The sequence below is a fragment of the Kitasatospora sp. NBC_01302 genome, from assembly GCF_035976515.1.
Taxonomy (GTDB): domain Bacteria; phylum Actinomycetota; class Actinomycetes; order Streptomycetales; family Streptomycetaceae; genus Kitasatospora.
The window spans coordinates 7,797,582-7,809,569 of sequence record NZ_CP108404.1; the positions used below are offsets into that span (position 1 = coordinate 7,797,582).

Annotated in this window: 10 protein-coding genes and 1 tRNA gene; 2 read left to right on the forward strand and 9 right to left on the reverse strand. The window is 71.3% G+C overall.

The features are described 5' to 3' along the window. Positions 1–54 precede the first annotated feature (54 nt). Positions 55–285: an MbtH family protein gene (locus OG294_RS34075; protein ID WP_327070410.1), complete on the forward strand. Its 231-nt coding sequence runs from the start codon at positions 55–57 to the stop codon at positions 283–285. Then, positions 282–1,520: a cytochrome P450 gene (locus tag OG294_RS34080; RefSeq protein WP_327070411.1), complete on the forward strand. Its 1,239-nt coding sequence runs from the start codon at positions 282–284 to the stop codon at positions 1,518–1,520. The genes OG294_RS34075 and OG294_RS34080 overlap by 4 nt, the downstream gene beginning before the upstream one ends. A gap of 62 nt (positions 1,521–1,582) precedes the next feature. On the opposite strand, the gene OG294_RS34085 is transcribed toward OG294_RS34080, so the two are convergent. The 9 genes from OG294_RS34085 to OG294_RS34125 form a co-directional block, all read right to left on the reverse strand. Continuing rightward, positions 1,583–2,599 carry an aldo/keto reductase family protein gene (locus tag OG294_RS34085; protein WP_327070412.1) on the reverse strand — a complete coding sequence of 339 codons (1,017 nt, stop codon included), beginning with the start codon at positions 2,597–2,599 and terminating at the stop codon, positions 1,583–1,585. A 106-nt stretch (positions 2,600–2,705) separates the two neighbouring features. After that, positions 2,706–3,008, reverse strand: a complete 303-nt coding sequence (locus tag OG294_RS34090; protein ID WP_327070413.1) for a hypothetical protein — start codon at positions 3,006–3,008, stop codon at positions 2,706–2,708. A gap of 90 nt (positions 3,009–3,098) precedes the next feature. Then, positions 3,099–3,172 (reverse strand) — tRNA-Met (locus tag OG294_RS34095). 63 nt (positions 3,173–3,235) lie between these two features. Then, positions 3,236–4,273, reverse strand: coding sequence for an ROK family protein (locus tag OG294_RS34100; protein WP_327070414.1), 1,038 nt, complete (start codon positions 4,271–4,273; stop codon positions 3,236–3,238). A 57-nt stretch (positions 4,274–4,330) separates the two neighbouring features. Beyond that, positions 4,331–7,375, reverse strand: a complete 3,045-nt coding sequence (locus tag OG294_RS34105; RefSeq protein ID WP_327070415.1) for an alpha-mannosidase — start codon at positions 7,373–7,375, stop codon at positions 4,331–4,333. A gap of 58 nt (positions 7,376–7,433) precedes the next feature. After that, positions 7,434–8,693: a glycoside hydrolase 5 family protein gene (locus OG294_RS34110; RefSeq protein ID WP_327070416.1), complete on the reverse strand. Its 1,260-nt coding sequence runs from the start codon at positions 8,691–8,693 to the stop codon at positions 7,434–7,436. 37 nt (positions 8,694–8,730) lie between these two features. Continuing rightward, the gene (locus OG294_RS34115; protein ID WP_327070417.1) at positions 8,731–9,654 is read right to left on the reverse strand and encodes a carbohydrate ABC transporter permease; all 924 of its coding nucleotides are present in this window, start codon (positions 9,652–9,654) and stop codon (positions 8,731–8,733) included. After that, entirely contained in the window at positions 9,654–10,526 is an 873-nt protein-coding gene (locus tag OG294_RS34120) for a carbohydrate ABC transporter permease (protein ID WP_184933890.1), read from the reverse strand. Before OG294_RS34120 ends, OG294_RS34115 begins: the two co-directional genes overlap by 1 nt. A 33-nt stretch (positions 10,527–10,559) precedes the next feature. Further along, a complete protein-coding gene (locus OG294_RS34125; RefSeq protein ID WP_327070418.1) occupies positions 10,560–11,873 on the reverse strand; it encodes an ABC transporter substrate-binding protein in 1,314 nt (437 codons plus the stop codon). Positions 11,874–11,988: the final 115 nt, after the last annotated feature.

Here is an 11,988-nt window from a genome sequence, read left to right on the forward strand (position 1 = left end):
CCCACAGACCCCCGGCGCACCACCAACTCCCTTACCCTGCACGGAGGAAAGACAGTGAGCGATCCCTGGGACGACACCGCCGGCACCTTCCTGGTCCTGGTCAACGACGAGGGCCAGCACTCGCTGTGGCCCGCCTTCACCGCCGTCCCGGCCGGCTGGACCACGGTGTGCGGACCGGTCACCCGGGACGAGTGCCTGGCGTACGTCGAGGAGAACTGGACCGACATGCGGCCCAAGAGCCTTGTCGACCACCCCACTGATCTCTCGGAGGCCCGATCCGCATGAGCGACATGGTGAACGAGTACCTGGACGACGCGACGACCGGCAAGCGCCCGCCGCGTCCCTACCCCTTCAGCGAGGCCGTGGCGCTGGACCTCGACCCGCTGTACGAGAAGCTGCGCGCCGAGGAGCCCGTGACGCGGGTCTCCTGCCCCTACGGCGAGGACGCCTGGCTGGTGACCACGCACGCGGACATGAAGACGATCCTCGGCGATCCCCGCTTCAGCCGCGCGCTGGCCGCCGAGCACGACGAGTCGCGGCTGACCCCGCTGCCGATCAACACCAGCATCCTGGGCATGGACTCGCCCGACCACCCCCGGCTGCGCCGCCTGCTCTCCAAGACGTTCACCATGCGCCGGGTCGAGCTGCTGCGCCCGCGGATCGAGCAGGAGGCGCACCGGCTGATCGACGAGCTGGTGGCCGCGGGCGCGCCGGGCGACCTGATGGAGGGCTTCGCGGTGCCGTTCGCCGGCACCGTGGTCTGCGACCTGCTGGGCGTGCCGTTCGAGGACCGCGAGCAGTTCCGCGGCTGGCTGGACGCCTTCTCCGCGACGACCGTGATGTCCGAGCAGGAGATCGAGGAGGACACCCAGCGGCTGTACGACTACATCGGCAAGCTGATGGTGCGCCGGCGCGAGGAGCCGCAGGACGACCTGATCAGCGCCATGGTCAAGGCCAGCGACGAGGAGGACAAGCTCTCCGAGAAGGAGCTGGTGGAGCTGGCCAGCGTGCTGCTGATCGCCGGCCACGAGACGGTCTCCTCCCAGCTCATCGACTCGCTGCACGTGCTGTTCGGCCATCCCGAGCAGCTGGCGGCGCTCGGGCGGGAGCCGGAGCTGCTGCCGGGCGCGGTGGAGGAGCTGCTGCGCTACGTGCCGCTCATCTCCCACGTCACCTTCGCGCGCTACGCCACCGAGGACGTCGAGCTGAGCGGCACGCTGGTGCGGGCCGGGGAGTCCGTGCTGCCCGCGATTCCCTCGGCCAACCGCGACGAGTCGGTCTTCGAGAATGCGGACCGGTTCGACGTCCGCCGCACGCCCAATCCGCACCTGGGATTCGGGTACGGAATCCACCGCTGCCTGGGCGCGCCGCTCGCGCGGCTGGAGTTGCAGGTGGCACTCGAAACGCTCTTCGCCCGGCTGCCCGGACTGCACTGCGCGGTCCCGGCGGCGGAGCTGGAATGGAAGGACGGCATGCAGGTGCGCAGCCTGCTGCATTTGCCGGTGAACTGGGCGGGCTGACAAGGCGAGGGCCTTTCCGGGGAAACGATCGGTTTCCCCGGAAAGGCCCTCGCGGCTGTTGGTCAGCCCACCCGCCAGGCGGGATCGGTGGGGCTGCTGTCGGTGGTCGCGGCCGGGTCGCGGCTGACCACCGGGTCGAGCACCGCGTCGATCGCGCTGAGCACCTCGGCGTCGAGCGTGACGCCGGCCGCCTTGGCGTTGTCGGTGATCTGCTCGGGCCGGGAGGCGCCGATCACGGCGGCCGAGACATTGGGGTGCTGGAGCACCCAGGCCAGCGAGAGCTGGGCCAGGGTCAGCCCGAGGTCGGCGGCGATCGGGTGCAGCCGCTGGACCCGGTGCAGGACCTCGTCGGTCAGCCAGGGCGCCAGCACCTCCGACCCGTCGTTGGAGTCGGTGGCCCGGGAGCCCTCGGGCCACTGCCCGCCCGGCAGGTACTTGCCGGTCAGCACGCCCTGGGCCAGCGGTGACCAGACGATCTGCCCCATCCCCAGCTCCTCGCAGAGCGGCATCACCTCGACCTCGGGCACCCGCCACAGGGCGCTGTACTGCGGCTGGTTGGAGATGAACGGGATCCGCAGCTCACCCGCGAGGGCATGGCCGCGCCGGATCTGCTCGGCGGTCCACTCGGAGACCCCGATGTAGTGCGCCTTGCCCGCGTGCACCACGTCGGCCAGCGCCGCCATGGTCTCCTCCAGCGGGGTGGAGGGGTCGAACCGGTGCGCCTGGTAGACGTCCACGTGGTCCATGCCCAGGCGGCGCAGCGAGTTGTCGATGGATTCCCGGATGTGCTTGCGGGAAAGGCCCATGTCGTTGCGCCCGGGACCGGTGGGCGCGAAGACCTTGGTGAGGATCTCCAGGCCCTCCCGGCGCTCGCCCTTCAGCGCCCGGCCGAGGGATTCCTCGGCCTGCGAGCCGGCATACACATCGGCGGTGTCGAAGGTGGTGATTCCGGCGTCGAGTGCGGCCCGCACACAGGCCAGCTCGGTTTCCTCACTCCTCGAAGAACTCCGGGTCAGCCAGTTGCCGTAAGCGAGCCGACTGACAATCAGGCCACTGCGTCCAAGGTGACGGAAATTCATATCACCACGCTAGCAACCGAGTTCCTCCCCCGGAGAGGAATGTGGAAATCGGAACCGCCGCCACGGGCACGGGGATCGACGGCCCGGCCGTCGTCGAGCCCTGCCGTCAGACGGCCTCGGCGCCGATGGCGCGCAGGACGTCGGCGAGCCAGACGAAGCCGTGGCCGATGACCCGGCCCTCGTCCGTGAGCATCGCTTCGAGGCCGTGCCACGACTCCGACACCATGCCGATCGTCGGCTCGGGCGGCTCGGCGCAGATGTCGGTCAGCGACGCGGTCGGGATCGACCAGAACGCGTCGGCGGGGAGCGCCAGTCGGCCACCGGGCGCCTGGGCCGAGACGTGGCGCACCAGCAGGTCGAGCACCTCGCGCAGCCGGTCGAGCGGGATCTCGGTGGCGGGGTCGGTCACGGTTGCCTCCGGTGGCGCAGGAGCGGCGCGGGAAGGGAAAGCACAGTGGCCCGGCACACTGGGTGTGCCGGGCCACTGCGTGCTACTGAGTAGCGGGGACAGGATTTGAACCTGCGACCTCTGGGTTATGAGCCCAGCGAGCTACCGAGCTGCTCCACCCCGCGTCGGTGAACACGACTCTACGGCATGGCGGCGGTGAGGGGAAATCGGTTTCGCCGGGCCGCGCCTCACGGTCTGACCAGGGTGAGGGCCGCGGCGCCGATCAGGCCTGCGTCGGGGCCGAGTTCGGTGAGCCGCACCTCGAAGGGGCGGACGAAGGAGAGGGCGGCGTAGGTGTCCAGGTGGCGGCGGAGCGGGGCGAGCAGCAGGTCGCCCGCCCCGGCCACGCCGCCGCCGATGACGGCCAGCCGCAGGTCCAGCAGGGTGGCGGTGGCAGCGATGCCCGCGGCCAGCGCCTGGCCCGCGCGTTCGTAGGCGGCCAGCGCGAGCGGGTCGCCCTGGCGCGCGGATTCGGCGACGGCCGCGGCGTCGGTGGCGGCGTCCCGGGCCGCCGGGCGCCAGCCGGAGCGCAGCGCGTGGCGGGCGATGGCGGTGCCGCTGGCCAGCACCTCGACGCAGCCGCGCGAGCCGCACGGGCAGACCTCGCCGTTCAGGTCCACACTCAGGTGGCCCAGGTGCCCGGCGTTGCCGCTGGGGCCGGGCCGCACGGCGCCGTCGAGCACCAGCCCGGCGCCGACCCCGGTGGAGACCACCAGGCAGAGCGCGTCGGCGCTGTCCCGGGCGGCCCCGCGCCAGTGCTCGCCGGCCGCCATCGCGACGCCGTCCCCGGCCAGCCGCACCGGCACGCCCTGCTCCGTCCCCGGCCCGGTCGCCCTGGCCAGCTTCAGCACCGCGGGGTCGGCGGCGACCCGTGCGACCAGCGGGAAGTCGCGCCAGCCGGCGATGTTGACGGGGCTGACCGTGCCGCGGGTGATGTCCACCGGCCCCGCGCAGCCGATCCCCACCGCCCGGACCTCGGACCAGCGCGGGTCCTCAGCCAGCTCGCCGAGGATCCGGTGGACCGTCAGCATGACCGCCTCGCCCGGGTCGTGGGCGTAGGTGGGCCGCTGGGCACGGTGCAGCAGGGTGCCCTGCTGGTCGACCAGCGCACCGGCGATCTTGGTGCCCCCGATGTCGAGGGCGGCGATCAGGCCGGTGGGTTGCTGTGCCGGGTGCGGGGCGGCGGGCTGCACGGCGGGCTGGGCGATGGACTCTTCGGTGGACATCGTGGGCCTCGGGAACTGGCGGGAGCCGGTGGACGACGGGACGGGTGGAGCGCGGCGCTACGCGGTGGCCCCGGTGCGGGTCAGGCGCAGCGTGACCAGCTCGAACGGGCGCAGGTGCAGCGCGATCCCATCCTCGCGCACCTGCGCCTCGGTGCCGAGCGGGCGCTCCAGCAGATCGCAGACCTGCACCGCGGTGTGCTCGAAGGAGGTGTGCAGCGTGGCCCTGGCCCGGCCGCCGTGCGCCTCGTAGAGCCGCACCACCACGTCGCCGCTCTCGTCGTCGGCCAGCTTGACGGCGCTGACCACCACCGCGTCGTTGTCCACGTGCACCAGTGGGGCGACCTCGGCGTCGCCGGGCACCCGCCGCTCGGGCAGGTTGATCCGGTAGCCCTCGCGCACCGCGTCACCGATCGTGGCGCCGGCCACCAGCGCGTGCCGGAAGCGGTGCAGGCCCTGGTCGGTGTGCGGGTCGGGGAAGCGCGGGGCGCGCAGCAGCGAGACGCGCACCGTGGTGGTGGTGCCGTGGTCCTCGGGGCGCACCGTGCGGGTCACGTCGTGGCCGTAGGTGGAGGCGGTGACCAGGGCCACGCCCCAGTCGGGCTCGGCGAAGTGCACGAAGCGGTGGTTGCAGGCCTCGAACTTGGCCGACTCCCAGCTGGTGTTGGTGTGGGTGGCGCGGTGCTGGTGGCCGAACTGGGTCTCGGAGGCGTAGCGCTCGGTGTGCAGGTCCAGCGGGAAGGCGGCCTTGAGGAACTTCTCCGTCTCGTGCCAGTCCACCTCGGTGTCCAGGTCGAGCCGCTTGGTGCCGGCCGTCAGGGTCAGGGTCTGCACCACCTTCGAGGCGCCGAAGGAGCGGGTCACCCGCACCGCGACCGCCTCCGGCTGCTCGGCGGCCACCGTCAGCTCGTCCAGGCCGGTCAGGTCGGTGACGGTGTTGCGGTAGAACTGGTCGACGTCCCAGGCGTCCCACATGTTGGGGAAGTCCGGGTGGATCTGTAGCAGGTTGGCGGCGGTGCCGGGGGCGATGGTCTCGCGCTCCTGGGCCAGGTCGTAGACCGAGACGACCAGGCCGCGCCCGTCCACCGCGACCCGCAGCAGGCCGTTGTCCAGCAGGTAGCCGCCCTCGGGGCGCTGCTGGAGCGAGCAACTGCCGCGCCGGCCCCGGGTCGTCGGGCGCCCGCCGGCGGCCGGTACCCCGCCCCGCTCGTGCGGGGTCGCGTTGAAGACCACCTCGGTTCCTGACGTGGCGTCACCGGCCAGTGCCTGCTGGGCGCCCGCGATGATCCCGGTCAGCTCCTCGGCGACGGCGGCGTACGTCCGCTCCGCCTCGCGGTGCACCCAGGCGATCGAGGAGCCGGGCAGGATGTCGTGGAACTGGTGCAGCAGTACGGTCTTCCAGATCCGGTCCAACTCCTGGTAGGGGTAGGGGAGTCCGGCCTGAACGGCGGCAGTGGCCGCCCACAGCTCGGCCTCGCGCAGCAGGTTCTCGCTGGCCCGGTTGCCCTGCTTGGTCTTCGCCTGGCTGGTCAGGGTGGCGCGGTGCAGTTCGAGGTAGAGCTCGCCGACCCAGACCGGCGGTTCGGGGTACTCGGCCTGCGCCTTGGCGAAGAAGTCGGCGGGCTTCTCCCAGGTGACGGTGGCCGAGCCCTCCAGGTTCCGCATCCGGGCCGCCTTGGCGATCATCTCGCGGGTGGTCCCGCCGCCGCCGTCGCCCCAGCCGGTGGGCGCCAGCGAGTGGCTGGCCCGGCCCTTGTCCTTGAAGTTCCTTGCCGCGTGCGCGATTTCACTGCCCTTCATGGAGCAGTTGTAGGTGTCGATCGGCGGGAAGTGGGTGAAGATCCGGGTCCCGTCGATGCCCTCCCACCAGAAGGTGTGGTGCGGGAAGCTGTTGACCTGGCTCCAGGAGATCTTCTGGGTCAGCAGCCACTTGGAGCCGGCCGCCTTGATGATCTGCGGCAGGCCGCCGGTGAAGCCGAAGGTGTCGGGCAGCCAGGCCTCCTGGTTCTCGACGCCGAACTCCTCCAGGAAGAACCGCTTCCCGTGCACGAACTGACGGGCCATCGCCTCCGAGCCCGGCATGTTGGTGTCCGACTCCACCCACATCCCGCCGGCCGGCACGAAGCGGCCCTCGGCCACCGCCTGCTTGACCCGGTCGTACACCTCCGGCCGGTGCTCCTTGATCCAGGCGTACTGCTGGGCCTGGGACATGGTGTAGACGAAGTCCGGCTCGTCCTCCAGCAGAGCCGTCATGTTGGCGGTGGTCCTGGCCACCTTGCGGACCGTCTCGCGCAGCGGCCACAGCCAGGCGGAGTCGATGTGCGCGTGGCCCACCGCGCTGAGCCTGTGCGCGGACGGCACGGCGGGGGCGGCCAGCACCCCGGCCAGCTCGGCGCGGGCGGCGGCGGCCGTCGCTCCCACGTCCTGCAGGTCGACGGCGTCCAGCGCCCGCTCCACGGCGCGCAGGATCTCCCAGCGGCGCGGGCCGTCCACCGGCAGCTCGGCCATCAGCTCGCCCAGCACCTCCAGGTCCGCCACCAGGTGCCAGACGGTCTCGTCGAAGACCGCCAGGTCCATCCGGGCCAGCGTGTACTGCGGCTGGTCGCCGGCGGTCTCCTTGTCACCCAACTCGGTGGGCAGGAAGGGGTGGTAGTCCAGGATGACCGGGTTGGAGGCGGCCTCCACGTGCAGCAGCACCTGCTCGCCGCCGGCTGCCGGTGCGGCCACCCGCACCCACTGGTTGCACGGGTTCAGGCCCTTCACCGGCGTGCCGTCGGGGCGGTAGACCAGGCCCTCGCACTGGAAGCCGGGCATGTTCTTGTCGAAGCCCAGGTCGATCAGGGCCTCCACGGTCCGCCCGGCCCAGGCCTCGGGCACCGTCCCCGAGACGGTCAGCCAGCTGGTGCCCCAGGGCGCGCCCCACGCGTCGCCGACCGCGATCGGCCTGCGGGGGGCGGCCAGGCCCTCGGCGACCGGGACCGGCTCGTCGGGGGCGGTCCAGATGCCGACCTCCAGCGGGACGGACTCCGGATAGACCGCGGGGCGGATGCGCTCGTCGAGTACGCGCTTGAGACGGGACTCGACCAGGCTGCGGTCGTCGTGCATGTGGGCTCCAGGAGAGGGCGAGGGTGGGGTGTGCCGGGTCGGATGACTCGAGGGTAGGTCAGGTGCGGTCGACGTCCTCGACCGTGACGACCTCGGTGATGCCGCGGGCCGTCAGGTGCGCCTGGTCGGCGGCGTGTTCGGCGAGCAGCGCGGTGGGCCGCGCGCCGTCGGCGGCCAGCCGCATGAAGGCCTCGAAGAAGGCGCCGCCGGGGGCGCAGGTGGAGCGCTTGGGCGCGTCGAGAGGCAGGTCGAGCACCAGCGCGGTGGTGCGCGGCAGCGGCCTGCGGCCGTTCGCGCGGGCCTCGGCGACCGCCTCGGCCAGCGCGCGCCCGGCCGGCTTGACCTGCTGGTCGTTGGTGAGCAGGCCCAGGCTGTACTCGAGTTCGGGGAAGTCGGCGAGCGAGCGGTCCACGTCGTGCGAGCACCACCAGGTGACGCCCCACAGGTCGGGGCAGTCCAGCGCGGCGGCCACCGTGGTGGCGGTGAAGCGGCCCGCCGCCTCGGGGGCGATGTGCGGGGCCGGTGCGCCGACCTCCTGCAGCCAGACCGGGCGGTGCGGGTCCTCGGCCCAGGCCTTGGACAGCTCGACCATGTACGCGGCGTGCTGGTCGCAGGCGGTGGAGTCGGCGCCGTAGCGCTGCGCGGTGCCGTTGAAGACCCAGGAGTGCACGGCGGTGGCGGCGCCGATCCGGGCGGCCTGTGCCGGGGTGAACGGGTGGTCGTCCTGGTACCAGGCCGCGTCGTACTCCGCGTGCAGGTGCAGCCGGCCCGGCGCGCCCTGCTCGCAGGCGGCCAGCACCCGGCGCAGCCAGGCGGCGGCCTGCTCCGGGGTGATCCGGTCCGGGTCGGGGTGCGGATCGCCGGAGAACTGGTTGATCTCGTTGCCGATCGTCAGGCCCAGGAAGTTGGGCCGCTCGGCCAGCGCGCCGGCCAGGGTGCGCAGGTAGTCCTCCTGCCCCTCGACCACCTCGGGGTCGGTGAAGATGTTGCGCCGGTGCCAGGTGGCCGTCCACGAGGGCAGGAAGTCGAAGCTGGACAGGTGGCCCTGCAGGCCGTCCACCGCGACGTCCAGGCCGCGTTCGCCCGCCGCGTCCACCAGCGCGACCAACTGCTCGACGGCGCGCGGGCGGATCAGCGTGCGGTTGGGCTGGAAGAGCGGCCAGAGCGGGAAGACCCGCAGGTGGTCCAGGCCCAGCCCGGCGATCGAGTCCAGGTCGGTGCGCACCGCGTCGAGGTCGAAGTCGAGCCAGTGGTGGAACCATCCCTTGGCCGGGGTGTAGTTGACGCCGAACCTCGGCGCGTCGATCGCGTCACTCATGAGTAGTCTCAGTTCTCCGGTACGTGTCGGCTGGTCATCAGCCCTTCACCGCGCCCTCGCCGACGCCGCGGAAGAAGAACCGCTGCAGTGCCACGAAGAGCGCCAGGATCGGCAGCAGGGCGATCATCGCGCCGGCCGCCAGGGTGCGCGGATCGGCCGAGAAGACGTTCTGCAGGTAGGAGAGGCCGACGGTGAGGGTGAGCTTGTCGGGGCTCTGCAGGACCAGCAGCGGCCACAGGAAGTCGTCCCAGGCGCCGATGAAGGTCAGGATGGCGACCACGCTCAGCGTGCCCTTGACGCTGGGCAGCGCGATGTAGCGGATGCGCTGCCAGACGGTGGCCCCGTCGATCACCGCGGCCTCCTCCACGTCGGCGGGCAGGGCCAGGAAGGCGTTGCGCATCAGCAGCACGTTCAGCGCCCCGATCATGGCGGGCAGCGCCACGCCGATCAGCGAGTTGCCGAAGCCGAGCTTGGTCACCGTCTGGTACTGCGAGATGATGGTCACCTCGCCGGGCAGCACCAGGGTGGACAGGAACAGGCCCAGCACCAGCCGTTGGCCGCGGAACCTCAGCCGGGCCAGCGCGTAGCCGGCGGCGGTGGCGCCGAGCAGGTTGCCGCCCACGCAGAGCGCCGCCACGATGATCGAGTTGAGCGCGAAGTGCCCGATCGGCACGGCCCGCGCCACCTTGCCGTAGTTGGCGAAGGTCGGGTGGTGCGGCAGCAGTTGCGGGGTGGCGGTGTAGACGTCCTCGAAGGCGCTCTTCAGCGAGGTGGAGAGCTCCCAGAGCATCGGCCCGACCGTGACGGCCAGGATCACCAGCAGGGTGAGGTAGCGGGCGGTCAGGCCCAGCGGGGTCACCGCGTCGAAGACGGGGGAGCGGCGCCGCCCGGGCCCGCGCCTGGCGGCGGGGGCCGGTGCGGGGGCGGGCGGGGCGTCGACCCGGTCGGACAGGGCGGTCATCAGTCGGTCCTCCGGTTCCAGCGGGCCAGCAGCAGCAGCGGGCCGATGGTCAGCACGAAGAGCAGCACGCTGAGCGCGGAGGCGTAGCCGAGCCGGCCGTCGCTGCCCGAGGCGGCCTGCTGGATCAGCATCACCAGCGAGACGTCCTGGCCGCCGATGCCGCCGGTGCGTCCGCCGAGGATGTACAGCTCGGAGAAGGTGCGCATGGCGTTGACCGCGATCAGCACCGAGACCAGCGCCATGGTGCCGCGCACACCGGGCACCGTCACCGCCCAGAAGCGGCGCACCGTGCCGGCGCCGTCCACCGCGGCGGCCTCGTGCAGCTCTCGGCGCACGTTCCCGAGCGCCGAGAGGTAGAGCACCATGTAGTAGCCCAGGCCCTTCCAGACGGTGAGCGTGATGGCGCTGAAGAGCAGCAGCCACCGGTCGGTCAGGAAGGGCACGGTCGAGTGGATCAGGCCCATCTGCTTGCCGAGCCCGTTGACCAGGCCCCGGTCGTCCAGCAGCCACTGCCAGATCAGCGCCACCACCACGGCGGAGGCGATCACCGGGAAGTAGAAGACGGTCCGGAAGAAGCCCATGAACGGCAGGGTGCGCTGGACCAGCATGGCCAGCAGCAGCGGCAGGAAGGTCAGCAGCGGGACACAGACCGCCATGAAGATCAGCGTGTTGAGGATCGCGTCGCGCAGCAGCGGGTCGTGCCACATCAGGGCGTAGTTGTGCACGCCGATGAACTGCCCGCCGCTGAGGGTGTGCACGTTGGTGAACGAGAGCACACCGGTGTTGATCGCCGGCCAGAGGCTGAAGACGGCGAGCCAGATCAGCGCGGGGGCGATCAACAGCCAGGGGGTGTACCAGCGGTGGGCCTTCATCGGGTCCTCCAGGAAGCGTGGCGGATCACTGGCTCACTGACCGAGCAGCTGGTTCGCCCGGTTGGCGGCGTTGTCCAGGGCCTGCTTGGCCGACTCCTTCCCGGTCATCGCCAGGGCGACCTGCTGGTTGAGGTAGGTGTCCATGGCGTCGGTCCACTGCGGCGGGGTGAAGTTCACCGCCTTCTGCATGTCCTGGTAGGCGATCACCGAGGCGTCGCCCTGCGGGGTGCCGTCGCTCTTGCTGTAGGCCGGGTCGTTGGCCGAGGCGGCGCTGCCGGGCAGGTAGCCGGGGGCCAGCTTGACGAAGGCGACCTGGTTCTCGTTGTCGGTGACGAACTTGCCGAAGGCCAGCGCGAGCGGCAGGTTCTTGCTCTTGGCGGAGACCGACAGGCCCTGGACGTAGAGCGGGGCGGTGTCCAGCGCGGGGGAGGGGACGATCTGCGGGGCCAGGCTCGGGTTGCTCTGTCCGACGCTGGTGATGAAGTTGCCGCCGGCCACCGTCCAGCCCACCTGCTGCTTGTTGAACAGCGCGGAGTTGCCCTCGTAGGTGCTGGTGAGCACGTTGGAGGGCAGGTAGCCGGCCGCGTAGGCGGCGGTGTACTTGTCCAGCATGGCGGCTGCGCCGTCGGTGTTGAAGGTGAACTTCTTGCCGTCCGGGCTCATCAGCGGGGTGCCGGAGTTCACGATGTCCGACAGGCCGGGCGGGCGGCTCATCAGGTAGTCCTTGCCACCCGACCTGTCGTGCATGATCTTGGCCTGGGCGACCAGCTCGTCGAAGGTCTTCGGCAGGTTGTTCGGGTCCAGGCCGTCGCGCTGGAGCATCCCCTTGTTCCAGTAGCTGACGTCGGTGCCCAGGTACCAGGGCAGGCCGAAGCCGTCGGGGCCGATGTCGGAGTAGGTGTAGGCGGCCAGGCCGCTGTGCACGTAGTCCTGCGACAGGGTCGGCACGTTCTTGCTGAGGTCGAGCAGTGCGCCCACCTTGGCGACCGAGTGCGCGATGTCCGGCGGAAGGTTGATCACGTCTGGCAGGCTGTTGCTGGTCACCTGGCTGGTCACCTTGTCGGCGTAGCCGTCACCGGGCTGGTCGACCCAGGTGATCGTGGTGCCCGGGTGCTGGCTCTCGAAGTCCTTGATCAGGCCGTTGAAGTAGGGAGTGAACTTGTCGTTCTTCAGCGACCAGGTCTGGAAGGTGATCTCGCCCTTGATCGGGGCGTCCGCCGCGACGGTCTGCTTGGCGGCGCCCGAGTCGCTGCTGCTGCCGACGCCGCAGCCCGTGAGGGTGGCTGCGGTGAGGGCCGCGAGGGCTGCGAGGGCTGCGAGGGTGATGCCGGCCTGGATTCTTCGCATCGATAACTCCTGGTCCTGCCCGACGAGGTGAGGGAGGTTCGAGGGTGGGTGCGGGGGGAAAGCGGGGGCTGAGTGGGTGCTGAAGCGATTTACTAAACCGGTCCAGTTGATGGTG

Coding starts and splice junctions, on each gene's coding strand:
- OG294_RS34105 (WP_327070415.1), bottom strand. CDS start 7,375: ATGCACGACGACCGCAGCCTGGTCGAGTCCCGTCTCAAGCGCGTACTC.
- OG294_RS34125 (WP_327070418.1), bottom strand. CDS start 11,873: ATGCGAAGAATCCAGGCCGGCATCACCCTCGCAGCCCTCGCAGCCCTC.
- OG294_RS34085 (WP_327070412.1), bottom strand. CDS start 2,599: ATGAATTTCCGTCACCTTGGACGCAGTGGCCTGATTGTCAGTCGGCTC.
- OG294_RS34110 (WP_327070416.1), bottom strand. CDS start 8,693: ATGAGTGACGCGATCGACGCGCCGAGGTTCGGCGTCAACTACACCCCG.
- OG294_RS34100 (WP_327070414.1), bottom strand. CDS start 4,273: ATGTCCACCGAAGAGTCCATCGCCCAGCCCGCCGTGCAGCCCGCCGCC.
- OG294_RS34120 (WP_184933890.1), bottom strand. CDS start 10,526: ATGAAGGCCCACCGCTGGTACACCCCCTGGCTGTTGATCGCCCCCGCG.
- OG294_RS34080 (WP_327070411.1), top strand. CDS start 282: ATGAGCGACATGGTGAACGAGTACCTGGACGACGCGACGACCGGCAAG.
- OG294_RS34115 (WP_327070417.1), bottom strand. CDS start 9,654: ATGACCGCCCTGTCCGACCGGGTCGACGCCCCGCCCGCCCCCGCACCG.